We start from the raw sequence: 25,107 nt of genomic DNA, 5'->3' as shown, positions 1-25,107 counted from the left end.
CGCCTGCCGACCCGCCACCCACCGCCGGAGCAACACCGCGACGGGGGGATTGGTTGCATGGAAGGGCTCGCACCGGCCGCCGGCCCTGCTTATGTTTGCAGATGCAACGATTGGATGGACGGAGAAAGTGCCAATGGCGGCGATCAAGCTCGACCGGCATGAGAAGGGGATCCTGGCGGCCCTGCAGGAGAATGCCCGCCTGACCATGCAGGAACTGGGCGACACGGTCGGGCTGTCGGCCTCCCCCTGCTGGCGCCGGGTGCGGTCGATGGAGGAGATTGGCGTCATCCGCCGCTACACGGTGCAGCTCGACCCGCGCAAGCTGGGGCTCGGCGAATGCGTCTTCGCCCATGTCACGCTGGAGCGCCACAAGGAGAATGCGGTCGACCAGTTCGAGACCGCCATCGCCGGCATGCCGGAGGTGCTGGAATGTTTCGCGGTCACCGGCGACGCCGACTATCTGCTGCGCATCGTCGTGCCGACCACCGAGGATTACGGCCGCTTCCTCAGCGAGCGCATCTTCTCCATCCCCGCGGTGTCGCACGTCAAATCGAGCGTCACCCTGAAGGAGGTGAAGTTCGAGACCCGGCTGCCGCTGGACCATCTGGAGTGAGCAGCCAACTTTCTTGAACGGCATCAATGAAAAAGCCCCCGCTCCGGTGGAGCGGGGGCTTTTTCACATCACAACGACCGATGAGAGATCAGGCCATCTCGACGCGCTGAGCCTCGGGACCCTTGGCGCCCTGGCGGATGGTGACGCGGACCTGCGCACCGTCGTCCAGGCCGTTGATGCCCGACCGCTCCAGCGCACGGATGTGCACGAAGATGTCCTTGCCGCCGGTCGACGGGGCGATGAAGCCGAAGCCCTTCGACACGTTGAACCACTTCACCGTGCCGTCGACGACTTCGCCGCCGTCCGAATCGCCGTAGCTGTCGTAACCGCCGCGGCTGCCGCCGCCGTAGCTGTTGCCGCCGCCGTAGCCGCCGTCGTTGCCCCAGCTGTCACGCTCGCGCGGGGCGCGCGACGGACGGCTCGGAGCGGCGGTCGAGGTGTCGACCGCGTGGATGGTGGCGACCTGCGGGCCCTTCGGGCCGCGCGACAGGTCACAGGTGATGGTGGCGCCTTCGGGCAGGCTGTCGTGTCCGCAGAACTGCAGAACCGTGGAGTGCAGGAAAGCGTCGGGCGACCCATCGTCGGGGGTGACGAAGCCGAAGCCCTTGGTGGCGTTGAACCACTTGACGGTGGCGCGGATGTCGCGCTGGGTGATTTCAGGAGCGCGGAAGGAAGAGCGCTGCGGACGGTCGAACATCAGTTATCGTCTCATCTGTCGTGTTAAACCCCATCCCGGCAAAAACCAAAGAAGGGACACCCGGAACAGGGCAGGCGAAGGATGATCGGTTCCGACCCATAATTCAATCGGGATTGCGCATTTTCACCATCCGCGCACAACAAAAACTCCGCCGCCGCCTGACGGGCAGGCGGGGCGGGGCGCTTCGGCGGTTTTTTGTGCAGATGCAGCGTGACGATTCAGCCGCGACTCAAGAGCCGAACCGGTCAGGCGCCGTGGCACTTCTTGTATTTCTTGCCGCTGCCGCAGGGGCAGGGGTCGTTGCGGCCGACCTTGGGGCCGCTGCGCGGACGGGCGCCCAGCTGACCGTCCACATAGTACCAGCGGCCGTCCGTATGGGTGAAGCGGCTGGTCTCGTGGTGGGTCATCGGCTTGCCGTTCATGCTGAAACGGGCGACGAACTCGACGATCCCCTCGCTGTCGCCGGGCTGGCCGTCCTCGGTCGAACGGATCTCCACGCCGGTCCACACGCTGTTCTTGGCCCAGGTCTCGATCTCTTCACGGTTGAAGTCGTCGCGGGTGCTGGGCAGCAGCGTGTCGTGCAGATAGTCGATGTTGCCGGTGGCGAAGGCGGAATAGCGCGACCGCATCAGCGCCTCGGCCGTCGGGGCGGGCATGCCGGCCAGATAGGGTCCGCAGCAGGCGTCCAGCGGCTTGCCGGAACGGCAGGGGCATTCGGCGGCGGTCTGGGTCGTGTCGGTCATGGCCTGCTCTCGGGTGATGGCGGGGCGGGTGATGGATGCTGTCCGGCTTCGCGGGGCGCATCCATAGCGCAGCCGTGCGCCGCTTCTCAAGAGGCTGGTTGGCGCAAAAGGCCGCAATCTGCGGCACGATCGGCGGTGGCCTTGCGCGCGGACTCCGCCGCCGCTATCAAGCGGCCCCATTCCAACCGACGTTCAACTGCTGCCCGGAAGGCTGCCCGCTCCCATGCCTGCCAAAGCGCCCCGCAAAGCCGCCATCCCCCGGCAACGCCCGGACCTGTCGCTGGAGGCCGGCTTCGGTCCCGGACGCCGCGTCTGCGGCATCGACGAGGTCGGGCGCGGCCCGCTCTGCGGCCCGGTGGTCGCCGCCGCCGTGGTGCTGCCGCCCGAAGGGCTGCCGCCGGAGATCGCCGCCCTGATCGACGACAGCAAGGCGGTCAACCGGCGCCTGCGCGAGGAGATCGAACCGGCGATCCGCGCGCATGCGCTGGCCTTCGCCATCGCCGAGGCGTCGGCCGCCGAGATCGACGAACTCAACATCCACAAGGCGACGCTGCTGGCGATGAAGCGGGCCTATCTGGCGCTGCCCGGCCCGGCCCCCGACGCGGCGCTGATCGACGGCAAATTCACCCCCGACATCGCGTGCGAGCGGGTGGCGGTCGTCAAGGGCGACAGCCGCAGCCAGTCCATCGCCGCCGCCTCTATTCTCGCCAAAGTGGCGCGCGACAGCGAGATGTTGCGGTTGTCGGTCCAGTATCCACACTATGGATGGGACCGAAACGCCGGCTATCCGACACCGGAGCATCTGGACGCGCTGACCCGCCACGGTGTCACGCCGCATCACCGAGTCAGTTTTGCACCAGTGAAACGCCAAAGGGCACTGAGCGGCTGAGCCGTCGTCACTTGGCAAAGAAAGCTGTTGACGGCGACTCGGTCGAGACTCATTGTCCGGCCGAGTCCCAGTTCTTTGCCGGTCGTGAAATGCTCCCTGAAAACCGTATCCTGGTCGGCGATTGCATCGCTCTCATGAACGATCTGCCGCCCGCTTCGGTCGATCTCATCTTCGCCGATCCGCCCTACAACTTGCAGTTGGGGGGTGAGTTGCTGCGGCCGAACCACACCCGCGTCGCCGGGGTGGATGACGAGTGGGACAAGTTCGACGATTTCGAGGCCTATGACCGCTTCACCCAGGACTGGATGGCGGCCGCCCGCCGCATCCTGAAGCCGGAAGGCTCGCTGTGGGTGATCGGCAGCTATCACAACATCTTCCGGGTCGGCGCCACGCTGCAGAATCTGGGATTCTGGATTCTGAACGACATCGTCTGGCGCAAGACCAATCCGATGCCGAACTTCCGGGGAACCCGTTTCGCCAACGCCCACGAGACGATGATCTGGGCGGCCCGCGACAAGGATGCGCGCTACCGCTTCAATTACGACGCGATGAAGAGCCTCAACGAGGATCTTCAGATGCGCAGCGACTGGCTGCTGCCGATCTGCAACGGCGGCGAACGGCTGCGCGACGAGGACGGCAAGAAGACCCACCCGACGCAGAAGCCAGAATCGCTGCTGTACCGGGTGATCCTGTCCTCGTCGCGTCCCGGCGACGTTGTGCTGGATCCCTTCTTCGGCACCGGCACCACCGGGGCCGTCGCCAAGCGGCTGGGCCGCAAGTGGATCGGGCTGGAGCGCGACGACACCTACGTCAAGGCGGCCCAGGCCCGCATCGACGCGGTGGAGGAGGCACCGGAGGCGGCGATCCTCGACACCCCGCCGAAGCGCGCCGCACCGCGCATTCCCTTCGGCTGGGTGGTGGAGCGCGGGCTGCTGCGCCCCGGCTCGACCCTGTTCGACCACCGCCGCCGCGTCGCCGCCCGCGTGCGCGCCGACGGCACACTGATCGGCTCCGGCCCGCGCGGCGACCATCGCGGCTCGATCCATCAGGTGGGGGCGGCGATGGCCGGCCTGCCGGCCTGCAACGGCTGGACCTTCTGGCATTACGAAGAGGGCGAGGATCTGCGCCCGATCGACGTGCTGCGCGAGCGCATCCGCTCGGAAATGCACTGAGTCCATCCCAGACCTGTCCGTCCGGCATAGGCGCTAGCGGGGACGGTTGCTTGGCAGCGGTGGCGTTGCCGTGTTAGGGCTGTCGGCCATGAACAAGCTCTTCGCCACCGTCACCGCCCCGGTGCCGCGTTCGGCCCCGGCGACGCTGTCCACCCGTTGTTTCGTGCGCGATCTGGTGATGGATGCGCTGATCGGCGTCTATGCCCACGAGCGGCTGAAGCCCCAGCGCATCCGCCTGAACCTTGACCTCGACGTGATCGCCCCCGGCGTTACCGGCGAGGACATGGCGACCATCGTCAAGGGCGTGGTCACCCAGGGCCACGTCACGCTGGTGGAAACGCTGGCCGAACGCATCGCCGAGCGCTGCCTCGCCGACGCGCGGGTGACGGTGGCCAAGGTCCGGGTGGAAAAGCTGGACGTGTTCCCCGACGCCGCCAGCGTCGGCGTCGAGATCGAGCGCGCCCGCGGATAAGGGCGCGCAAGCGTGAGGGCGGATTCAGCACTCACCGAACTCTGTCTTAACGCAAAATTTCTTATCGCCGCAACGGCACCGCCCGCTTGACCAGCCGGCGGTCCATGTCGGCTGCGGCTACCGTCGGCTCGCCAAGGCTGCGCATGACGAAGGCGAAGGTGTCCATCACCCGGTCCAGCACGATCTCGTTGTCGTCCGGGCGGCGGCTGACCGACACCACGGCATAGCCGGCGGCACGCGCCACCGCCGGTTCGCCGCGCAGGCCGCGCACCCCCCAACCGGCCAGCGCGTCCTTGCAGCGGAACAGTTCCGCGGCGAAACCGCCGGCGGACTGGGTGCGGCCGACCACATAGGCGGCGGCGACCGCCAGCGGCGCCAGCAGCCCGTCCCAGTCCAGGCAATCCTCCCGCCCGACCCACACCCCGCCGACCGAGCAGGCGGCGGCGCCGACCGCCTCGCCCAGCCCGGCGCGGAAGGCGCGCAGCGACTCCACCGCGTCGGCCGCCGGCATCGGCTCCACCCGGCGCCCCTCCGGCATCAGCATCAGCCGGCCCGCCCATTCCGACGAGGGCGGCAGCTGTTCGGTCAGGCGCGCGAGCAGCGCCTCGCGGGCGGCGGCGAAGGGGACGACCTCGGACATCGGGGCCTGCGGCAATGGTGGGGAGAGGAGGCGAGAAAAAGCCTGAGATGCTCCGGACTGTCAAGGGCGAGCCTGTGCGCCGGCAACCCATGGCTGCGGCGCGGCTGGAATGTCACAGGCGGAGGGCGCGGAAACCGCCTTTTTCCGGAAAAATGAAGAGCTTTGCATTTTTCCGCTTGCCAGCTTTCGCCAGCGGCCATATAAGGCGGGCCTCCGTTCCCGGTTAGCTCAGTTGGTAGAGCAGCGGACTGTTAATCCGCTTGTCGCTGGTTCGAGTCCAGCACCGGGAGCCATAGCGCGGGTGTAGCTCAGTTGGTTAGAGCGCCGGCCTGTCACGCCGGAGGCCGCGGGTTCAAGTCCCGTCACTCGCGCCATTCTCTCCTCCATCTCTCCAAAACGATGTAGCGGATGATGGCGACTGCCCCACAGGGCAGCTTCGCGCTATCATGCATTCTTCGCCGTGTTCACGATCTTCGCCGTGTTCACGATGCGGCCGATGGCGCCGGTTCCCTGTTGAACGGAGTCCGCGCGCCGCAACGGCCGTGCGCATCTCGGATCGAGAATTGCCGGGGAGGAACCGCTCATGCGTTTGTCTGACAAGGTCGCCGTCGTCACCGGCGGGGGATCGGGCTTCGGCGAGGGCATCGCCCGACGCTTCGCCGCCGAAGGGGCCCGCGTCATCGTCGCCGACCTGGACGAGGCCGCCGCCGGCCGCGTCGCCGACAGCCTGGGAGAGACCGCACTCGCCGTCCGCGCCGACGTCGCGGTCGGGGAGGATTACGAGGCCATCGTCTCGGCGGCGCTGGGCGAGTTCGGGCGGCTCGACATCCTGGTCAACAATGCCGGCTACACCCACCGCTACGGCTCGATGCTGGACGTGGACGAGGCCACCTTCGACCGCATCTATGCCGTCAACGTGAAGTCGATCTACCACAGCGCCATCCACGCCGTGCCGGTGTTCCGCGCCCATGGCGGCGGCGTGATCCTGAACATCGCCTCGACCGCCGGGCTGCGGCCACGGCCGAACCTGACCTGGTACAACGGCTCCAAGGGGGCGGTCATCACGCTCACCAAATCGATGGCGGCGGAACTGGCGGCCGACAATGTGCGCGTCTGCGCCATCGCACCGGTGGCGGGCGAGACCGGCATGCTCCACCGCTTCATGGGCCAGGACACGCCCGAACGCCGCGAGCAGTTCCGCAGCAGCATCCCGCTGGGACGTCTGTCCACCCCGGCCGACATCGCCAACGCGGCGCTGTATCTCTGCTCCGACGAGGGGAACTTCCTGACCGGTGTGTGCCTGGAGGTCGATGGCGGGCGGTGTATCTGAGGCTCCTAACCCTCTGCCGCCTTCGGCGGGAGAGGGGCCTCCTCTGGTTCCGCACTCACCCCCCTCTCCCGCATCGCGGGGGAGGGTTGGGGAGGGAGCGCGGTGGCTGGCTCCGCAGTCTCCGGCGACAGCCCGGCCACTTCCGCCTCGTCCTTAACAACCGCCTCGTCCTCCTCCCGTTTCTCGTCGGGCAGCACCGCGTTCAGCAGGCGGGCGATGTCGTCGGTGGGGCGCAGGGCGCCATAGCCCGGCGCGTTGTAGTCCCAGTCATATTCGGCGAAGCCGCGGAAGCCGGCGATGACCGGGTCGCTCGTCCAGGCCCGTCGTAGGGCTTCACGCCGCAAATCCGCCGGCACCTCGCGGCGAAGAAAGCCGGTGTAGTCGCTGCCTGCGTCAAGGCTGTCCAGCGCAGGCAGGTCCGCCACCTCCTCGCCGGTCTCTCCAGGCGACGGTTCAGGCGGCACGGCCTCGGGCAGCAGGGCTTCCTGCGGCGGTGCCGCCGGCTCCTCGACCTGAACCTCGCGCTTCAGCCGCGACCAGCGGCCGAGGAAACCTTCCTCCCCGTGCTCAGCCATGCGGCGGCAATCCGGGCTTGCGGTGCCGCGCCAGGGCTTCCGGGTCGGCACGGTCGCGCTTGCGCTTGTGGAAAGGGCGCTCGACGAAGTGGCGGGCGACGAAGCCGTCCATCCACAGCACCAGCGGGATCGGCAGCGGCAGCGCCTCGATCACGTCGTCGCCGGCTTCGGCGTGGGCATCGATCTCGCCGGGGTCGGCGGTGACCGCCAGCAACTGCATCCCCGGTGCCGGACCGCCCGGCCGCAGGATGACGTAGGCACTGGGGGTGCCGCCGTCGAGGTTGTGCTTGTAGTTCTCCGCCTCGGTCGGGAACAGGGCGATCTCGGCGGTGCCGGCGTAATGGCGTGTCCAGTCGGGTCCTTCGGCCAGCACGCTCCAGTCGGGCAGGGTGGGGTCGGCCGGGACCAGCATCACCGGCTGCCAGCGCGCCTCGATCCACGGATTGTCGACGCGCCGTCGCTCCACCACCACGCCGACGCTGCGCCGTTCGGCGCGGTCCTGGAGCGAGGCGGGAGCGGTGACGTTGGCGGAAGCGGCGGCAGTGGAGGAGGGGGCGGCGGAGGACGGGAACTCGCTGGGCATTGTCGGTGTTCCTGATGGGCTGGGACCGGACGGCCTGAAAGCCGGACTCTGTCCCCGGTACAACGCGCGGCCGGCCATTTGGTGCCGTTGCGCATTGGACTCCAACGGCTTTCCCCGAAAGGCCCGCCGGCCGATTCTCCAATGGAAGGATGCGCCATGCGCAAATTCGCCGCCGCCCTGCTGCTGTCGGGGCTCCTGTCCGGCCTGCCGCTGGTCGGTGCCGCCGCACAGCAGGCGGATCAGCCGCAGAGCCAGCAGCCGGCCGCCGCTCCGGTCGAGTCCGGATCGAAGGAGTCTGCCGGCGACGCGCTCGCCCGCGACGGCAAGGTTCAGCAGAGCCAGGATCCGCACCCGACCGCTCAGGGCACCAAGCCGCCGAACCCGTCCAGCTCCGCCGCCACGGGCAGCCAGGAGTTGCAGCAGGCGCTCGCCGACGTGCGCCGGGCGCCGCCTGACCTCAACGGCAACCCGGTGCCGCGCCCGAACCAATGGGCGAGCGAACCGGACCAGCCGAACGAGCCGACCCGGTCGCAGAACCCCTCCGACCTGACCAGTCAGGAAGTGAAGTAAAGGACGCTCAGCCGGAGACCCGGCGGCTGCGGACGCGGATCAGTCCGCTGCCCTCGGGGTCGGCGCGGTCGGGCTTCAGCATCGCCTCCAGCAGCCGGGCGTCGCTGGTCCAGTAGGGGACGTACCAGGCGCGGTCGGGGTCCATTACCAGCGCGCGCTTGTTCGCCGCGTCATAGGCGCCGAGCGGTGCGATGTGGCCAAGGCCGATGTCGCCGGTCAGGGTGCCCTGGTCGAAGGCCAGCAGGATGATGTCGTCGGCGCTGCGCTCATTGTCCGACAGGATGCGGCGCAGCTCCGCCAGCGTGGCGGGCGAGGTGTCGCGCGGGCGCCAGACCTCCACCTCGGCGTCGATGCCGTAGGCGCTCAGGCTGCGGCGGACATAGGTGATCAGCTCGCCGAAGGAGATGCCCTCGCCATCGTCGGCGGTGGCGTCGCGCCAATGATCGTCGTCCAGCCGGTCGAGCAGCTGCTTGGCGGTGACCAGCCGTTCCGACGCCAGCCCGGGCAACCCGCGCAGCGCGTTCAGCATCATGGTCACGCTCGCCACCGAGCAGGAGGCGCCGGTCGTCTGCGGCACGTAATAGGGGCTGAGCGCCCAGTAATCCGGTGCGGGCGTGGTGCGGACGAAATCGACCGAGCGGGTGATCGGCACGGCGTCCGGGCCGAATTTGGGCTTCTTGTCGTCCTGTTGGGCCGAGGCCGGCCCTGCCGCACAGGCAGCCCACAGCAGCAGGCAGGCCCCCAGGGTCATCGCCACGGCTCCTGCGGTCCGTCCTGCCGTCCACGTCGCTTGCGTCATCGGAAACTGTCTCGGTCCGTCCGGTCTGGAATGGGAATGCACCCCGATCGGTACAGCTTGGGCCTGTCCGCAGCGGAGCGCGGTCTGGATATGGTGCGCTGCGGCGCGAACGCCAAGCCGGGGGCAAGGCTGCGCCGATTGCGCTTGTGCCGGGCGCCTGTGGTCTTTTCTGAAGGGATTTCCGAAACGCATGTGGGCGAAGCCTCCGTCGCTCGACCTCGAGCAAAACAGGCTCCGCCCACCGCCGGGGCCGGCACGTCGAGGGCGTACCCCCGATGCGCCGGCCCCCTATGACCGGCTTCAGGATCGGGCGATCAGACGCCGTCCCAGAAATGCTCCAGGCCCACCGCGGCGACGCCGTCGACGCCCATCTTGGCCCAGGCGAGGTCGTGGATACCCATCGCGAAGGCGGGCGAGGTCGGCAGCAGCGAATAGTCGCCCCAATAGGCGTTGGCGAACATCGGCTTGCCGATCACGTCGTGATCGCCGTACTTCGGCACGTTGAAGACAAGGTTGTTGTCGATGACGAAGTCGTTGGCGCTCAGCAGCTCGATGTAGTCGTCCAGCGGCAGGGTCCCCATCACCACGTTCTTGGTGATCGTGTTGTTGTGCGGGTCGCCGGCCGTGCCGTGCACCGGCTGCCATTCGATGCGGATGAAGTCTTCCTTGTTGCTGGCGATGACCGAGAAGTTGTTGGTCACCACGTTGTTGTCGCCGCCATGGATCTGCACCGAAGCCCAGTCGGCGTCCTTGATGAAGTTGTCCTTGACGGTGATGCCGCCGGCCATGTCGTCCAGATAGATGCCGAAGCCCTTCTGGCCGAACATCCAAGTGTCCTGGTTGCTGGTGGCGAGGCCATTGGCATGCTCGATCCGGTTGCCCTGGATGATCATGCCGGTGTCGGCGCTGGACCGGCCAAGGATCTCGATGGCGCCCCCGTCGGCGGTCTCCAGCCCGGTGTAGGAGATGTTGTTGTACTGGATGATGTTGTTGTGGTTCACCGTGTTGGTGGTGCCGCCGTAATCCTTGAACGAGATGCCGTAGCGGGCGCTGTGGTCGATGTCGTTGTTGGAGATCAGGTTGTTGTCCACGCCGGTGCCGATGATGCCGGACACCGCCTTGCGCACTTCGCCGATGTTGCTGATGCTGTTGCCGTAGATGCTGTTGCCGTTGCTGCGGCCGTCCATCTCGATGCCGTTTTCGGCCAGATGGTTCAGCGTGTTGTGGGCGATGTCGTTGTTGGACGAGGCGGCGGTCAGCTTGATCGCGGTGCCGACGTTCAGGAAGCTGTTGTCGCTGATGTGGTTGCCGCTCGACTTCGTCAGCAGCAGGGCGTCGCCGCCGGTGGTGGTGTTCTTGAAGGTCAGCCCGTCGATGGTGACGTTGCTGGCGCCGTTCAGCTTGATCAGCGTGTCCAGCCGCGGCACCTCGACGCCGCTGGAGACGAAGCCGGAGCTGGCGGCCTTGTAGAGCAGCTTGCCGTCCGACGTCCGCCAGGCGAACTCGCCGGCCTGATCGACATAGGCGGCATTGTTCAGCAGCTTGTAGGTGGTGCCTTCCGCGAAGGGCAGGGAGGCGCCGTTCTTCAGCGTGATGGTGCGGGTGGAGGCGTTGAAGCTGGCGATGGTGCCCAGCGTGTCGCCCAGCCGCTCGGCATCCATGATCTGGATGAGCGTGCCCGGCTGGATGTCGGCGGCGGTCACGTCGGTGCCGTGCGAGCGGATCGACCAGCCGCTGGGCCCGCCCGAGGCGGCGTCGGCGAAGTGCCAGCCGCTGGTGACGTCGGCGGCGTCGTAGGCGAACTTCTCGGCCAGATGCTGGCGGACGTCGCCGACGATCAGGTCGAGGTTGCTGGCGGTGCCGAGCTTGGCCGAATAGAGGCCGTTGCCCTCGCTGGTGAAGCTTTTCACCACCTCGCCGCCGCTCAGCACCGGCTTTTCGCCGGGATAGTTCTGGAAGCTGTGGCCGTTGTCGAGCGAGGTCAGCTCCAGCGTCTTGGTCAGGTGATAGGTGCCCTCGCGGACATAGGTGGTGTCGATGGCCGGGTTGGCCCGCATGGCGGCCTGCGCCTTCTCCAGGCTGGCGAAGGGACCGTCGGTGCCGTCGGCGTTGGGGGCGGACAGCTTGCCGGACCAGGTGTCCTTGCCGTTGGCGGCGACGTAGAAGGCGGGCTTGGTCGGGGCGGTCGGCACCGGCGTCTGGGTGGCGGGGGTGTTGCTGAACAGGTCGGCCCCGGCCTTGACGTTCAGGGCGCCGCCCCAGTAGAGGCCTTCCTGGCCCTTGACCACGTCCTTGCCGTCGACGACACCCTTGTCATAGGTGACGATGCTGTCGGTGGCGGCGACGGTGTTGCCGTTGATGACGACCGACTTGACGAACAGGTTGCGGTCGACGCCGTTCACGGTCGCATCGTTGTCGTACCAGACCTGGACCGTGTGGGCCTTGGTCGGGTCGACGTTGGCGGTGAACTTGTAGCCGGTGGTGGTCGCCGCGGCCTTGGCGTCGCCGATCACCTGCCCGTCGACCAGCAGCTTGAAATGCGCGGCCTGCCCGCCGGCCGAGGTGCCGTAGGCGTTGACGACGATGTCCACCGCCTTGCTCGGCGGCGGCGGGGGCGGCGGGACATAGGCGCCGCCGAAATACTCCTCCGGCACGCCGAAGGTGAGGGCGCCGCCCCAATAGAGGCCTTCCTGGCCGGCGACGACGAACTTGCCGTCGACCGCCCCCTTGTCGTAGGAGGCCATGTCGGAGGTCGAGGCGATGGTCTTGCCGTCGATGTTGATCGACTTGACGAACAGGTTGCGGTCGACGCCGTTCACCGTGGCGTCGTTGTCGTACCAGATTCTGGATCTTGTGGGCTTCGTTCGGGTCCACCTTGGCGGTGAAGGTGTAGTCGGTGGGCGAGGTGGCGCTGACCCAGGCATCGCCGACCACCTGATCGTCGACCAGCAGCTTGAAATGCGGGGCCTGACCGGCGGCGCTGGCGCCATAGGCGCTGACCTTGATCGTCGTGGTCATGGTGGCGGCCGTTTCGGCGTCCGGCACAGCGGCGGACGGGAACAGGGTGGCGGGCAGCGGCACGTTCAGCGCGCCCGGCCAATACATCTCGGTCTGGCCGGCGATGACGTTCAGCCCGTCGATCTTGCCGGTGTCGTACTTGACCGAGGGATCGATCGACAGGATGGTCTTGCCGTTCACCTCGAACGACTTGACGAACAGGTTGCGGTCCTCGCCGTTAACCGTATCGTCGTTGTCGTAGATCAGCTGCAGCGCATGCGCCTTGTCGGCCGGCACGGTCGCGGTGAAGACGTAGCGGGATTGGGTGGCGGAGGAAACGGTGGCCTCACCGATGCTCTTGCCATCCAGAAGCAGTTGAAAATGCGGCCATTTTCCGCCGGCTGCCGCGCCCCAGGCATTGACCGCAAAGGTGACCTGGATCGTGCCGTCGGTGTTGGTGGTAGCCATTTTGGAACTCCGCTTTATGGGTATCGCTTCGTTCCAAAGGCTCGTCTGTTAGCCTTAATCGGGTACTAACACTTATGGTTAGGAAATTATGAATGAGGGCGTTTCCCGTGGCATGAATGAGACAAAAAGCGGACGATTGTTTTTTATGAGAATCAGAGAAAAATGAAACTCAGGCCACCTTGGCTGTCTGGCAGAAATTGATCGGCAATTTTTGCCCGGTTACCTGGGACTCGACCGCCTCTATTTGATGGAAGCCTTATCAATGAATGCGGTTTATCGTTTTTGAGCGTTCCGACTTGCGAACCCCGGTTGCATGCGTTGTCAGGATATCGCGCTGAAAGAATGGAACCGGACACCCTGTTTCCGCGTCTAGCTTGAGCCACCATGTGGCGCATCGGCAGGGGGGCGGACGGCATGGACGGTGGACTGGGCGGCAATGGGGAGGGCAGGGCCGCCGATGGTGGACGCATCGACCGCGTCAAGCTGGCGCTCTGGCTGCTGGGCATCATTGCCGGGGCAGCGTCGCTGTGGGTGTTGCAGGCAGCATCCTCCATCCTGATCCCGCTGGTGTCGGCCTTTTTCGTCGCCGTTGCGGTGGCCCCGGTCGCCCGCTGGGTGTGCGACCGCGTGCCGCGCCGACTGTCCTGGCTGGGGCTGGCCGCATCGATGCTGCTGATCCTGGCCATCCTCGCCGCTTTCTTCGGTTCGATGGCCCTGGTGGCGCAGCGGGTGGCCGAGGATTTCCCGCACTATGCCGACGCGCTGGGAAAGCTGTGGGCCAAGGTGAACGGCTGGCTCCAGGGCGCCAAGGCCGACCTGACGGCCCAGGCAGGACAAGGGGCGGCGCAAGGGACCGGGCAGGGCGGTGAGGTGCCGGTCGATCCGATCACCGGCTTCGCCAAGGCCGCCCTGTCCTCTGCCGGACAGACGGTGTCGATCCTGGTGATGACCGTCTTCCTGTCTCTGCTGATGCAGTTGGAGGCACCGGTCTGGCGCGAGAAGATCGTCATGACGCTCGGCCGTGAGCGCTGCCGCATGGCGGTGGAGGCTGTAACCGCCATCGCCCAGCAGTTCCGCCGCTATCTGGTGGTCAGCAGCGTGCTGGGGCTGATCACCGGCGCGCTCTATATCGGCTGGCTGTCGCTGTTCGGGGTGGATCTGGTTCTGCTTTGGGGCTTTCTCGCCTTTCTGCTGAACTATGTGCCGGTGGTGGGATCGGTGGTGGCCGGCGCCTTGCCCGTGCTTCTGGTATTGGCGACACAAGATGCCGGCACGGCGATGGCGGTCGCCGGCGGTCTGCTGGTGATTGAACAGGTGATGGGCAACTTCGTGGCTCCCCATATGCAGGGCAAGCAGCTGGCCATCTCGCCCCTGGTGGTGATGATCGCGCTTCTGCTGTGGAGCTGGCTGTGGGGAGCGGCCGGCGCGCTGCTGGCCGCTCCGATGGCGGTGCTGATCGCCATCACCCTGAACCACGCCGACGCCCTGCGTCCCTTCGCCATCTTCATGAGCGACAAGAGCGACCGCGAGCGCTTCGACGCCCATACCCATCCAGAGTGAGGGAGGGGCAACCTTTCGTGAGGACAGAAAAACACATAAGCGGAATTATGGAAATATTTGTCTCGAACCCGCTGTTCCAGACGCATGAAAGCTGCCCGGCCTTGCGACCGGGCAGCGTTCGGAACCCTGCCTGTGTAATTGGCTGAGGATCAGGCCGCGTTCTCGCTCAGCACGCCGCGGCGGATCTGGTCGAGTTCGATGGATTCGAACAGCGCCTTGAAGTTGCCCTCGCCGAAGCCCTCGTTGCCGATGCGCTGGATGATCTCGAAGAAGATCGGGCCGATGACGGTCTTGGTGAAGATCTGCAACAGCAGGCCCTGGCCCTCGGTCGGCGCACCGTCGACCAGGATGCGGTTGGCCTGGAGGCGCTTCAGATCCTGGTTGTGGCCCGGCACACGGGTATCGACGCACTCGTAATAGGTGTCGGGCGTGTCCTGGAACGGGGTGCCCATGCCGCGCATCGTCTCCACGGTGCGGACGATGTCGTTGGTGCCGAGCGCCACATGCTGGATGCCTTCACCCTTGTAGTCGCGCAGATACTCGACGATCTGCGACTTGGTGTCGGCGGACTCGTTGATCGGGATGCGGATCTTGCCGCAGGGGCTGGTCATCGCCTTCGACCGCAGTCCGGTCAGCTTGCCCTCGATGTCGAAGTAGCGGACCTCGCGGAAGCCGAACAGGCGGGTGTAGAACTCGGCCCATTCCTCCATCCGCCCGGTGTGGACGTTGTGGGTCAGATGGTCGATGTAGGTCAGGCCGGCGCCCTGGGGATGCTGGTCCACCCCCGGCAGCGGCACGAAATCGACCTCATAGATGCTGCCGCGGTCGGCATAGCGGTCGACGAGATAGATCAGCGAATCGCCGATGCCCTTGATGGCGGGAATGTTCAGTTCCATCGCACCGACGCGGGTCTCGACACCCCAGGCGCCAAGCTCCAGCGCGCGGCGGTAGGCGAAGGCAGCGTCGCCGACGCGGAAGGCGATGGCGCAGATCGACGGGCCGTGCTGGGCGGCGAAGTTGCGCGGGAAGCCCGACGGCTCGGCATTGACGATGAAGTTCACGTCGCCCTGGCGGTAGAGCGTGACGTCCTTCGACCGGTGGCGGGCGATTGCCGTGAAGCCCAGCTGCTCGAACAGGCGGCCCAGCGCCACGGTGTCCGGCGCCGTGAATTCGATGAACTCGAATCCGTCGGTCTTCATCGGGTTTTCCCACATGTCGGCCATGATCGCCCCTCCCTTGGATTGTCCTGCGATCAGTATGCCGGACCATCCGTGGAAAGAGCTTTCAAAGTGAGGCGGGCATACCTATGATTTTGGCAGGACTTTCCGGCATACTGCCCGACATCGGAGATTCTTGCCGTTGCCCGCTGCGCTATCGGAAATCGACATCAAAATCCTGATCGCCTTGCAGGAGGATTCGCGCCTGACCGTGCAGGAGCTTGCCGACCGGGTCGGCACCTCGCCCTCGTCCTGCTGGCGCCGCCTGAAGTCGCTGGAGGAAACCGGGGTGATCCGCCGCTACACGGCGCTGGTCGATCCGAAGGCGGCGTCGGTCGGCGAATGCGTCTTCGCCCATGTGACGTTGGACCGCCATTCCGCCGAGACCGCCGCCATCTTCATCGACGCGGTGCGCAAGCGGCCGGAGGTTCTGGAATGCTATGCGGTGTCGGGCGACGCCGACTATCTGCTGCGGGTCGCGGTGCGGGCCATCGCCGACTACAACCGCTTTCTGGAGGAGTTCGTCTTCCAGTTGCCCTTCCAGGTCCGCATCCGCTCCAACTTCGCTCTGAAGGAAATCAAGTTCGAGACGGCGCTGCCGCTGGGAGGCGGGGCGTAAAGCCGCCCCTGGCTTCTCCCCTACCCCGCCACGCGGCGCTTGGCCGGCACGGCTGCGGCTGCGGCGGCCGGGTGCGGGCCGGCGATGCGGTCGAGCAGCAGGTCCAGGCCGCTGCGGCTGGTCTCGAAGGCGACGCGCGCACGGGTCAGCGTCTGTGCCGAGGCGGAGGCGAGCGCCTCGCGGTCGTCGGCCCAGGCCGACAGGATCGGGACGGCCGCCTTCACGAAGTCGGCGTTCTGCGGCACCAGCCCATCGGCCGGAATGTCGGAGCCGATGCAACCGCGCTCATAGGCCAGCACCGGCACGCCGGCGGCCATCGCCTCGAACAGCACCAGCGGCTGCGCCTCGTTGCGGTAGCGGGTCGGGAAGACGAAGACGTCGATGTCGCGGTAGAAGGCCTCCTTGGCCTCGCCATGGACCGGGCCGTGATACTCCACCGACCCGTCGAAGGCCATCACCCCGGCGGCGATCATCGCATTGTCCTTCGGCTTCAGTCCCGGACCGGCCAGCACAAGCCTGGCGTCCACCCCCTCGAGCTGGAGGGCGCGCAGCAGGGCGAACAGCGTGTCCAGCCCCTTCTCGCTGCACAGGTTCGACAGATGGCCGATGCGCAGGGGACCGTCGCGCCGCGGACGCGGAATGGCGCCGGGAACCGAGAAGATGGCGTTCGACATGGTCATGCAGGTGCGCGCCGCCGGATAGATCGACTGGAAGCGCATCTGCATCGCCGGGCACAGCAGCACATGGGTGCAATCGGTGCCGGCGACGCGGGTCAGCAGCCGCATCCGCCAGGTCGGCTTGGAGATGGTGGCGAAGGAGTGATGATGCAGCACCCGCTCGTAACCGAACAGCCGGGCGGTCCCGGCGAGCGCCGCGGTGTAGAGCGCGCCCCAGCCGGAATCCACCGGCATGTAGAAACGGCGGTCGGGCTTCCGCAGCCCGGCGGCGAGCCGGCCCATGGTGCCGAACACCCGCGTCATCTTGCGCAGATGGTAGACGGCGCCGCCGCCGTTCCAGCCGGGCGACAGGTCGGCGACCTCCACGCGGCCGCGCCCCCGCATGCGGTCCTGCAGACGCTCCAGCACCAGGGCCGTCACCCGGCTCATCCCATCCACCGGCGGCGGCAGGCGCCCGGAGACGACCACATGGGTGCGCGCGTTCCGTTCCATCGTCAACTCCCGGTCAGTGCCGCTCCGGTCGACCGGCCATGCTGGCCACCCTCCGGGTCGGCGGAATAGTCGGACACATAGTCCGTGTCCGCGCTGCGCTCCGCCTTCGGGCCGCCCAGCGCCACCACGGCCTTCTCCACCGACAGGGCGAAGAAGCTGGCGTCGGCCAACGCCTGGAAGGGCCGCCCGTTCAGGCTCAGGCGGCGCCACTCGTCCTCGTCGGCCGCGACCGACAGCATGTAGCGCGCCAGCCCCTCCGGGTTGTCCGGCTCCACGATGTGGCCGTTCAACCCGCTGCGGATCAGCACGTCGCGCGCCCCGCACTGGTCGGACAGGATGGTCGGAACGCCCATGGCGAGGGCCTCGTTCACCACCAGACCGAACTGCTCCTCCAGCGACGGCAGAAGCAGGCAGAGCGTGGACCCCAGCGTCTCGGCGATCCCCTTCTCCTGGAGGAAGCCGCGGAAGACGATCGACCCGTCCAGCCCGCGCCGCGTGACCTCTGCCCGCAGCTCCGCCTCCAGCGGACCGGAGCCGCAAAGGTGGAGCGGCCGGGCGGCGGGACCGGCGAGCCGCCGGTAAATGTCATAGGCTTCGACCGCCCGGAACAAGTTCTTCTTCGGGACGAAGCGCGCGATGATGGTGAAGTGGCGGTCGGCGAAGGGTACTCCCCCAGGGGCCGGTTCCATCCCGGACAGGCGGCGGATGCGGTCCAGCGACAGCGTGTCGTACCCGATGTAGAGCCGGTCCTTCGGGAGTCCCAGCAGACGGAAGTAATCCACCGTGCGGTGACTGCCGCCGATCCCCGCCTGATAGGGGGAGTAGAAGACGCTCTTGACCATTTCGCGCCACAGGATGCGCGGCTTGTCGTCGTATTTGGACGCGTTCATGTTGATGACCTTGCGGCCCATCAGCCGCATGGTCAGGGCGAGCGCGAAGACGTCCGGATCCTCGTAATGGCAGAGGAAGACATAGCGCGCGTCGGCGTTGCGGCATTCGCGCAGCAGGGCGCGGTAGACTGCCGCCTTCGACAGATCGGCCTTCGACTGTCCGGGGAACAGGGTGATCTTGCGGAAATTCTGCCCGGTCCCGGTCGAATCCCAGGCATAGGTGTGCGACTTCGACCCGACCTCCAGCCCGATCACGTCATAGACGTGACCCAGCCGGCGGCCGACCGCTTCCAGCCGGTCCATGTGGTAGGGGCCGAACATCTCCCAACTGAAGACCAGCGCGGGCTTCTTCATGCTGCCTCTCCCAACAGAAGGCGGGCGTAGCGGTCGAGCGCCACGGCGCGCGTGGCGTTCGCCTCCACCCAGGCGCGGCCGCGGCGGCCCATGGCGGTGGCGCGGGCGGGGTCCGACAACAGGGCGGCCACCGCCTCGGCCATCGCGCGCGGCTCCTCCGGCGGGGTGCACAGGAAGGCGCCGACCTGGGCCTCCAGCGTGGCGAGCGCCGACCCCGGCAGGCAGGTGCTGACGAAGGGCCGCCCGGCGGCGAGGATGGTCACCGCCTTGCCGGGCATGGCGAAGGCCGCACCCTCGGGCCGCTGCGGCACGAGATGGACATCGCCCTCCGCCATCGCCTCGTTCAGCTGGTCCTTCGGCGCCAGCGGCTGGAAGATCACGTTGCCGAGCCCCATGGCGCGGGCGCGGCCCTTCAGCTCCTCCTCCAGCCCGCCCTGGCCGCGCATCTTGATGCGGGCCTGCGGCATCAGCTCGGCCAGATGGCCCGCCATGTCCAGCACCTGCTCCAGCCCCTGCTTGCGGGCGAAGGCGCCGCTGTAGAGCGCCGTCGGCGGCTGGTCGGGGCGCGGCAGCGGGTGGACCGCGTCGGCATCGACATGGGGCGGGATCACATGGATCGGCCGGGTGACGCCCAGCTCCTCCAGCACGCCGCGCATCGGCTCCGACAGGACGACGATGGCGTCGGCGCGGTTCAGCGCCGCGCGCTCCATGGCGCGGATCGCCTTGACCGCCGCCTTGCCGCCCATGCCCAGGGCACCGGCGAGGCCGGACTGGATGTCGTGGACGATGGCGACGTGGCGGCCGCCCGGCGCCTTGAAGCGGTTGGCGATGGCCACCGACAGGATCGACGGGCAGAGCGACAGCACGGCGGCGTGGCGTCCGACCCGGCCGCGGGCGCGGGCGGCGGCGAAGCCGGCATGCAGCACGCCCTCGTGGATCAGCCGGGCCTTCATGCCGCCGCCGGCCGGCGGGATGGTGTGCAGGCGCTCGATCAGCACCCCGTCCACCGTCCTGCTGTCCTGCGCCCCGTCGGCGTAGCCGTCATAGACCTTGTTGCCGGGATAGTTGGGACGCGCGGTCAGCACCGTTGTCTCGGCCCCGGCCGCCGCGAAGGCGGTGGCGAGGTCGGTCATCATCGGCGCGCTGCCGGCCGGTTCCGGCCAATAGCTCTGCGCCACGAGCAGCAGTTCTTCCGGCACGGGCACCTCCGTCAGGGAAGGCGTGCCCGCTGAAGCCTTGGAAGCCGGCCGGTCGAAGACCGGCGGCCGCAGATGGATGGAATCGTCCGGCATCGGGCTTTACTCCGCTGCCTGCTTGGGGGCTTGGCGACGGTCCGGAGCGGCATTCTCCAGGAACCAGTCGTATGTGCGGCGCAGCCCCTCCTCCAGCGACACCTTCGGGCGCCAGCCGGTGGCGAACAGGCGCGACACGTCCATCAGCTTGCGCGGGTGGCCGTCGGGCTTGCTCAGGTCGTGGGTCAGCGTGCCGGTGTAGCCGACGGTGTCACGGATCGACGCGGCAAGCTCGGCGATGGCGATGTCCTCACCGGGGCCGACATTGATGATCTCCCCGCTGTCGTAATGGTCCATCAGATGGATGCAGGCATCCGCCATGTCGTCGACATAGAGGAACTCGCGCCGCGGCGTGCCGGTGCCCCACAGGGTGACTGTCCGGTCGCCCGCCACCTTGGCGTCGTGGAAGCGCCGGATCATGCCCGGCAGCGCATGCGAGGTCTCGGGCTCGAAATGGTCGCCGGGGCCGTACAGGTTGGACGGCATCGCGCAGATGGCGTTGAAGCCGTACTGGCGCCGGTAGGCCTGGCACATGGTGATGCCGGCGATCTTGGCGACGGCGTAGGGCTTGTTACTCGGCTCCATCTCGCCGGTCAGCAGCGCCTCTTCCTTGATCGGCTGCTCGGCATGCTTGGGATAGAGGCAGGAGGATCCCAGGAACAGCAGCTTTTTCACGCCGGCGCGCCAGGCGGCGTCGATGACGTTGTTCTGGATCAGCAGGTTGTCGCGGATGAAGTCGCCGCCGAAGCGGTCGTTGGCAAGGATGCCGCCCACCTTCGCCGCGGCCAGGATCACCTGTTCGATGCCCTCGCGGTCGAAGAAGGCGCGCACCGCCGCCTGATCGGTCAGGTCGAGCTGCGAGCGGTCGCGGATCACGAGGTCGGTGTGTCCGGCTTCGGTCAGCCGCCGCAGAATGGCGGATCCGACGAGTCCCCGGTGTCCGGCGACGAAGATGCGGCTGTTGCGGTCCATGCGGGCCGTCTCCTTAAGATCTTGTGCGAACGAATGCCTCATCGGCCGTCCTCCCCGCGAAGGCGGGAGTCCGCGTTCGCAGGGACGACGGGTGGGAGCGCGACCGCCGGTCACGCCCCCCCTGATGACGCCCTACTCCGCCGCTTGCCCCATGCGCCCCAGGTCCGCACGCGCGCGCTCGGCATACCACTCGACCACGCCGGGCAGGCCGGCGGAGAGCGGGATGCGCGGGGTGAAGCCCAGCGCGGTCAGCTTGGCGATGTCGGGGCTGCGGCGGTCGGTGCCGCCGGGGGCGGCCGGGCCGGGCATCACCTGGGCCTCGCGGCCGAGGCAGGCGACCGTCTGGCGGGCGAGGTCGGCGATGGTGACCTCCTCCGGGTTGCCGACATGGTAGATGCCGAGATGCTCGCCCTTGTCGACCACCGTCACGATGCCGTCGATGGCGTCGTCGATGTGGACGAAGGCGCGGGTCTGGCGGCCGTCGCCCTGGATCTTGAAGGGCACCGTGCCGTTTGGATGGCCGGCGATGGCCTCCACCGCGCGGCGGGAGAATTCCGGCACCACATGCTCCCAGCCCATGTCGGCGCCGTAGACGTTGTGCGGACGGAAGATCGCCACGCGGTCGAAGCCGCTGCGGCCCCAGTTGACGGCCAGCAGCTCCGAGATCAGCTTGGAGCCGCCGTAGCTGTAGCGGGCGTTCAGCACGTCCGGCACCACCAGCGGCACGTCCTCCGGCGTCGGCACCATCGGCGGGGTCTGGTAGGCCTCCGAGGAGGAGGCGACGACCAGATCGCCCACGCCGTCGGCGCGGCAGGCGTCGAGCACGTTCAGCATGCCGCGCACGCCGACATCCAGCACCACTTCGGGCTTCTCGTAGAAATGCTTGGTCCCGTTGACGGCGGCCAGATGCAGCACGCCGTCGACACCCCGCACCGCACCGCGCACGGCGTCGGCGTCGCGGATGTCGCCCTGGACGAACTCCACGTCGTCGAGCACGCCGGCCAGCCGTCCGGTATGCCCGCGCGAATTGTCGTCCAGAACGCGGACGCGGTGGCCATCACGGACCAGACGGTGGACCAGGGCGGCGCCGATGAAGCCGCTGCCGCCGGTGACGAGATAGTGTTTCATGTCAGTCAAATTCCTTCTGCGGCCAGCCCGTGGCAGGCCCGGATAGCGTCAGGCCACATGCGCGTAGCGGGCGGCGCCATGGCTGCCGAGAGCCACGTAGGCGGTGCCGTCCGGCAGGTCGACATCGCGGCTGTTGAAGTTGTTCCAGAAATCGTAGATCACGCCCGGACGGTCCATCCGATGCGCCAGATCCGGCAGCGGCATGGAGGTGAAGACCGGGTGGTTGTTGAGGATCACCGCCAGATTGGCGCCGGACACCGCCTCGGCCATGTTGGCCGCCGGCTCCAGCCCGAAGGAGCGGATGTCGTCGGGGCGCACCACGGCGTCGAAGCCGCGCAGGCGGGCGGTCGGGAAGCGCTGGCGCAGCTCCTCCAGCACCGGCTTGGCCATCGTGCCGCGCAGATCGTCGGTCGCCGGACGGCCCTTGAAGGCGAGGCCCATCAGGCTGATGGTCGGCACCTCCGGGAAGCCCTGCATCGAGTTGGCGAGCTTGCCGAGGAAGTCGGCGACCTCGACCGGCTGGCTTTCGTTGACCAGACGGCCGGCGGCGGTGATCGCCATCTCCACGCCGACCTCGCGCGCCGCCTCGATCAGGATATGGGGATCCTTCTCCAGGCAGGGACCGCCGACCGGGCCGGGCAGCGGCAGGTTGGTGCGCGGATAGCCCAGCTTGCCGGCGCGCGCCACCTCGACCGCCGAGATCTCCATGGCGTTGCACAGCTTGGCGATCTCGTTGGAGAAGGCGAAGGTGACGTCGCGGTAGGTGTTGTCGACCAGCTTGATCAGCTCCGCCGTCTCCAGGGTGGAGACCTTGACGGTGGTCGGCGTCAGGAAGCCGAAGATCTGCGCCGCACGGGTGGCGACGTCCAGGCTCTCCGCCCCGATGATCTGCGGCAGCTGGTTCAGCTCCAGCAGCGCCTGGCCCTCCAGGGTGCGCTCCGGGCAGAAGGCGATGTCGAACTTCTTGCCGGTGGCACGCAGGATCGGCGCCACGACGTTGCGGGTGGTGCCCAGCTTCACGGTGGAGCGCAGGATGACCAGGTCGCCGTCATGCAGGCTGCCGGCGACCTGACGGGTCGCCGCCTCGATCATGTCGGTGCGGACCCGGCCGTCCTTGCTGAGCGGCGTGCCGACCGTGATGATGAAGACGCTGGCCTTGCTGCAATCCTCCTGGCTGCGGCTGAAGGTCAGCCGGCCGCGTGCGATGACGTGGCGCAGCTTCTCCGTCAGGCCCGGCTCATGGAAGTGCGGGTTGCCCTGGCCGAGCTTGTCGAGCACGTCCTGCCGCACCTCGACCCCGTGCACCTGGAAGCCGGCGTCCGCCATCGCGACCGCCAGCGTCAGGCCGACATAGCCGAGCCCGAGGACGCAGACGTTACGATCGGAAAAAGTCTTGGGAAGCATCGTCGCTCCTGCCGTTTGCTGAGGCCCCGCCACCGGCGGCGGGTTGCCGAGAGTTTGGAGACGCCCCGCGTGCCATGCCCTGTTGCCAAGCATGCAGACGGAGAAACCTCGAAATTCGAAATTGTTTTCTTGTTGTGACTTCGCCGTGACGATGAAGTACCTCGTTACCGGCGTTGTGCAGCGCGAAGTGTTTCAGAAATCACCGTCCGATGAAAAGACCATGATTGCAGATCTCCGCCGTATTAATGGTACTAACCCCCGTCGCGGCCAAATGAATGCTTGGAGGCACCAACAGAGACGTTCGAAAGTGGTGCAATAGGTGCATTCCGTTCCTGCTGCCGGTATCCTTCGACCCGGCCTTGCAGAATTGAGGGTTGAACCATCCATCCAGCCACGGCCCGCCCCTCTCAGGCCGTGGCGCTGGTCAGCCGCCGCAACCGTTTCAGGTGGACCAGTCCGGTCAGCACGGCCATCGCCGCATAGACCGCGACCATCGCCACGCTGCCGGCGACGAAATGCACCAGCGCCGGCATCCGGTCGAACAGCGGGGCGGCGAAACTGTCGAGCGCGAGCGCCGCGGCGATGGACGCACCGGCGCACAGCAGGGCCCGCGCGGCGATCCCGCCATACAGCTCCCCGACCGTCTGCCGGTGGATCCAGGCGATGGCGACGGTGGCGGCCAGTTCCGCGGTGAAGGTCGCCATCGCGGCGCCCTCGATGCCGTAGCGGGGGATCCACCAGATGTTCAGCAGGGCGTTCAGCGCACCGCCCGACAGCATCGCGACCATGTAGCCGGTCTGGCGGTGCCAGACGAGCAGCGGGTTGCCCAGGATCATGTTGGCGTAGACCACCGCTGAGGCCAGCATCAGCAGGCGCAGCGCCAGCGTCGCCGGGGCGTAGGCGTCGCCGAACAGCGTGCCGAGGATGGACGGCGCCAGGGCGAAGCCCCCAGCGATGACCAGCCCGCCGACCGCCAGCATGACGCCGGCATAGGCCCGCATCCGGTCGCGCATCGGCCCGAGCTCGCCATAGGCGGCGGCCAGCTGCGGCAGGAAGGCGTTCATCACGATGTTGCCGACCAGATTGGCCAGGGTCTGGATCTTCACCGCCGCGCTGTACCAGCCGACCTCCATATGCGGGGCCAGGAAGCCCAGCATCACGACGTCCAGATGGGTGAAGATCGCCCAGGCGAAGACGCCGACCGCCATCGGCGTCGCCGCCGTCAGGATCTCGCGCCACACCTTCAGGTCGACCCGCGGGCGCAGGTGGCCGAAGTCACGGCGGAAGCGGCCGATCATCACCAGCGCGTTGACGGTGATGGAACCGCCGGTGATGGCGGCTGCGGTGATGGCGTCCTCAGGCCCACGCACCAGCAGGAAGACGAGAAGCATCGAGCCGATGGAGGTGCCTATCTCGCGCGTGGCGATCACCCCCATCTTCTCGGTCGCCTGGTAAACAAAGTCGAGGACCAGAGCGTTCCCCAGCAACTGCACCGCCTGCACCAGAAGAACCGCCTTCACCTCCATCGGTTTGTCCAGCGAGAGGACGAAGGCCGCATAGAGAACGCCGACCACCAGGGCCAGCACGGTGCGCAGGGTCAGCACATGTTCCGACAGTTCGGCCGCCCGCTCGCGGTGGTCGTCCTGCTCGCGGTTTCTCGCGATCTCACGGATGGCGTAGGTGGACAGGCCCATGTTCACGAACAGCGCCGCATAGGCCATCAGCGAGGTGCCGAAGCCCAGCACGCCGAAACTGTCCGGTCCCAGAACCCGCGCAGTCCAGGCCGCGGTGACCAGCCCGCTCGCCATCGTCGCCGCTTTCGCGGCGGCAAGGGCGCGGATGTTCCGGAAGATGCGGTGTCCAGCGGACATTCATGGGCTCTTCGGTGGTTGAAGACATCGTGACGGACTGCGCAAAAGATCCTCGGCCGGCTTTCGGCCGGCCGAGGAGCCTT

At 67.4% G+C, this 25,107-nt stretch carries 23 protein-coding genes, 2 tRNA genes and 1 pseudogene; 10 read left to right on the top strand and 16 right to left on the bottom strand.

Features of this window, described 5'->3' with window-relative positions:
• Window positions 1-133 precede the first annotated feature (133 nt).
• Window positions 134-613, top strand: coding sequence for an Lrp/AsnC family transcriptional regulator (locus tag ACWPN8_RS33710; protein WP_109048989.1), 480 nt, complete (start codon window positions 134-136; stop codon window positions 611-613).
• Between the two features lie 88 nt (window positions 614-701).
• Here ACWPN8_RS33710 and ACWPN8_RS33705 read toward each other — a convergent pair whose 3' ends face one another.
• A complete protein-coding gene (locus tag ACWPN8_RS33705; RefSeq protein WP_109096490.1) occupies window positions 702-1,310 on the bottom strand; it encodes a cold-shock protein in 609 nt (202 codons plus the stop codon).
• 245 nt (window positions 1,311-1,555) lie between these two features.
• Window positions 1,556-2,053: a YchJ family protein gene (locus ACWPN8_RS33700; RefSeq protein ID WP_109096491.1), complete on the bottom strand. Its 498-nt coding sequence runs from the start codon at window positions 2,051-2,053 to the stop codon at window positions 1,556-1,558.
• 223 nt (window positions 2,054-2,276) lie between these two features.
• Between ACWPN8_RS33700 and rnhB the strand changes: the two genes are divergently transcribed.
• The 3 genes from rnhB (at window position 2,277) to ACWPN8_RS33685 (ending at window position 4,586) form a co-directional block, all read left to right on the top strand.
• Window positions 2,277-2,942, top strand: a complete 666-nt coding sequence (rnhB, locus tag ACWPN8_RS33695) for a ribonuclease HII (protein WP_492243931.1) — start codon at window positions 2,277-2,279, stop codon at window positions 2,940-2,942.
• 89 nt (window positions 2,943-3,031) lie between these two features.
• Window positions 3,032-4,114, top strand: a complete 1,083-nt coding sequence (locus ACWPN8_RS33690) for a site-specific DNA-methyltransferase (RefSeq protein WP_098736160.1) — start codon at window positions 3,032-3,034, stop codon at window positions 4,112-4,114.
• Window positions 4,115-4,202: 88 nt separating this feature from the next.
• Window positions 4,203-4,586 (top strand): dihydroneopterin aldolase, encoded by a 384-nt coding sequence (locus ACWPN8_RS33685; protein WP_109048991.1) that lies wholly within the window; start codon window positions 4,203-4,205, stop codon window positions 4,584-4,586.
• 61 nt (window positions 4,587-4,647) lie between these two features.
• Here ACWPN8_RS33685 and ACWPN8_RS33680 read toward each other — a convergent pair whose 3' ends face one another.
• The gene (locus ACWPN8_RS33680) at window positions 4,648-5,226 is read right to left on the bottom strand and encodes a hypothetical protein (RefSeq protein ID WP_098736158.1); all 579 of its coding nucleotides are present in this window, start codon (window positions 5,224-5,226) and stop codon (window positions 4,648-4,650) included.
• Window positions 5,227-5,443: 217 nt separating this feature from the next.
• Between ACWPN8_RS33680 and ACWPN8_RS33675 the strand changes: the two genes are divergently transcribed.
• From ACWPN8_RS33675 to ACWPN8_RS33665, 3 genes are all read left to right on the top strand, one after another.
• Window positions 5,444-5,519 (top strand) — tRNA-Asn (locus ACWPN8_RS33675).
• Between the two features lie 4 nt (window positions 5,520-5,523).
• Window positions 5,524-5,600, top strand: a tRNA-Asp gene (locus ACWPN8_RS33670).
• Window positions 5,601-5,809: 209 nt separating this feature from the next.
• The gene (locus ACWPN8_RS33665; protein ID WP_109447270.1) at window positions 5,810-6,556 is read left to right on the top strand and encodes a glucose 1-dehydrogenase; all 747 of its coding nucleotides are present in this window, start codon (window positions 5,810-5,812) and stop codon (window positions 6,554-6,556) included.
• Between the two features lie 5 nt (window positions 6,557-6,561).
• Here ACWPN8_RS33665 and ACWPN8_RS33660 read toward each other — a convergent pair whose 3' ends face one another.
• Both ACWPN8_RS33660 and ACWPN8_RS33655 read right to left on the bottom strand, forming a co-directional pair.
• A complete protein-coding gene (locus ACWPN8_RS33660) occupies window positions 6,562-7,131 on the bottom strand; it encodes a DUF3306 domain-containing protein (RefSeq protein WP_492243930.1) in 570 nt (189 codons plus the stop codon).
• Window positions 7,124-7,714, bottom strand: coding sequence for a DUF3305 domain-containing protein (locus tag ACWPN8_RS33655; RefSeq protein ID WP_492243929.1), 591 nt, complete (start codon window positions 7,712-7,714; stop codon window positions 7,124-7,126). The genes ACWPN8_RS33660 and ACWPN8_RS33655 overlap by 8 nt, the downstream gene beginning before the upstream one ends.
• A 156-nt stretch (window positions 7,715-7,870) precedes the next feature.
• Between ACWPN8_RS33655 and ACWPN8_RS33650 the strand changes: the two genes are divergently transcribed.
• Complete coding sequence (locus tag ACWPN8_RS33650; RefSeq protein ID WP_492243928.1) at window positions 7,871-8,284, top strand: hypothetical protein; 414 nt, start codon at window positions 7,871-7,873, stop codon at window positions 8,282-8,284.
• A 7-nt stretch (window positions 8,285-8,291) separates the two neighbouring features.
• Here the strand turns inward: ACWPN8_RS33650 and ACWPN8_RS33645 are convergent, their stop codons facing one another.
• The 3 genes and pseudogenes from ACWPN8_RS33645 to ACWPN8_RS33635 all read right to left on the bottom strand — a co-directional run.
• Window positions 8,292-9,083 (bottom strand): phytochelatin synthase family protein, encoded by a 792-nt coding sequence (locus tag ACWPN8_RS33645; protein ID WP_492243927.1) that lies wholly within the window; start codon window positions 9,081-9,083, stop codon window positions 8,292-8,294.
• 314 nt (window positions 9,084-9,397) lie between these two features.
• Window positions 9,398-11,902: a carbohydrate-binding domain-containing protein gene (locus ACWPN8_RS33640; RefSeq protein WP_492243926.1), complete on the bottom strand. Its 2,505-nt coding sequence runs from the start codon at window positions 11,900-11,902 to the stop codon at window positions 9,398-9,400.
• Between the two features lie 400 nt (window positions 11,903-12,302).
• A pseudogene (locus tag ACWPN8_RS33635) lies at window positions 12,303-12,548 on the bottom strand (carbohydrate-binding domain-containing protein); the annotation flags it as partial.
• Between the two features lie 414 nt (window positions 12,549-12,962).
• Here ACWPN8_RS33635 and ACWPN8_RS33630 point away from each other — a divergent pair.
• On the top strand, window positions 12,963-14,108 hold the full coding sequence (locus ACWPN8_RS33630) for an AI-2E family transporter (protein ID WP_492243925.1): 1,146 nt from the start codon (window positions 12,963-12,965) through the stop codon (window positions 14,106-14,108).
• 149 nt (window positions 14,109-14,257) lie between these two features.
• Here the strand turns inward: ACWPN8_RS33630 and hppD are convergent, their stop codons facing one another.
• Window positions 14,258-15,331, bottom strand: a complete 1,074-nt coding sequence (gene hppD / locus ACWPN8_RS33625; RefSeq protein WP_492243924.1) for a 4-hydroxyphenylpyruvate dioxygenase — start codon at window positions 15,329-15,331, stop codon at window positions 14,258-14,260.
• 136 nt (window positions 15,332-15,467) lie between these two features.
• On the opposite strand from hppD, the gene ACWPN8_RS33620 reads away from it, so the two are divergent.
• Window positions 15,468-15,944: an Lrp/AsnC family transcriptional regulator gene (locus ACWPN8_RS33620; RefSeq protein WP_109447286.1), complete on the top strand. Its 477-nt coding sequence runs from the start codon at window positions 15,468-15,470 to the stop codon at window positions 15,942-15,944.
• 20 nt (window positions 15,945-15,964) lie between these two features.
• Here ACWPN8_RS33620 and ACWPN8_RS33615 read toward each other — a convergent pair whose 3' ends face one another.
• From ACWPN8_RS33615 to ACWPN8_RS33585, 7 genes are all read right to left on the bottom strand, one after another.
• Window positions 15,965-17,113 (bottom strand): glycosyltransferase family 4 protein, encoded by a 1,149-nt coding sequence (locus tag ACWPN8_RS33615; protein WP_109447288.1) that lies wholly within the window; start codon window positions 17,111-17,113, stop codon window positions 15,965-15,967.
• Window positions 17,114-17,115: 2 nt separating this feature from the next.
• Window positions 17,116-18,357 (bottom strand): glycosyltransferase family 4 protein, encoded by a 1,242-nt coding sequence (locus ACWPN8_RS33610; RefSeq protein ID WP_109447290.1) that lies wholly within the window; start codon window positions 18,355-18,357, stop codon window positions 17,116-17,118.
• Window positions 18,354-19,649: a glycosyltransferase family 4 protein gene (locus ACWPN8_RS33605; RefSeq protein WP_109447292.1), complete on the bottom strand. Its 1,296-nt coding sequence runs from the start codon at window positions 19,647-19,649 to the stop codon at window positions 18,354-18,356. Before ACWPN8_RS33605 ends, ACWPN8_RS33610 begins: the two co-directional genes overlap by 4 nt.
• Before the next feature lie 6 nt (window positions 19,650-19,655).
• The gene (locus ACWPN8_RS33600; protein ID WP_492243923.1) at window positions 19,656-20,621 is read right to left on the bottom strand and encodes a GDP-L-fucose synthase family protein; all 966 of its coding nucleotides are present in this window, start codon (window positions 20,619-20,621) and stop codon (window positions 19,656-19,658) included.
• 132 nt (window positions 20,622-20,753) lie between these two features.
• Window positions 20,754-21,749, bottom strand: coding sequence for an NAD-dependent epimerase/dehydratase family protein (locus ACWPN8_RS33595; RefSeq protein WP_109447296.1), 996 nt, complete (start codon window positions 21,747-21,749; stop codon window positions 20,754-20,756).
• Window positions 21,750-21,797: 48 nt separating this feature from the next.
• Window positions 21,798-23,153, bottom strand: a complete 1,356-nt coding sequence (locus ACWPN8_RS33590) for a nucleotide sugar dehydrogenase (protein WP_109447298.1) — start codon at window positions 23,151-23,153, stop codon at window positions 21,798-21,800.
• Window positions 23,154-23,560: 407 nt separating this feature from the next.
• Window positions 23,561-25,024 carry a flippase gene (locus ACWPN8_RS33585; RefSeq protein ID WP_109447300.1) on the bottom strand — a complete coding sequence of 488 codons (1,464 nt, stop codon included), beginning with the start codon at window positions 25,022-25,024 and terminating at the stop codon, window positions 23,561-23,563.
• Window positions 25,025-25,107: the final 83 nt, after the last annotated feature.

It is taken from the genome of Azospirillum sp. UENF 112521 (assembly GCF_058780665.1).
Note: the sequence above shows the minus strand (reverse complement) of the source record. Positions and strands in the feature narration are given on the sequence as shown.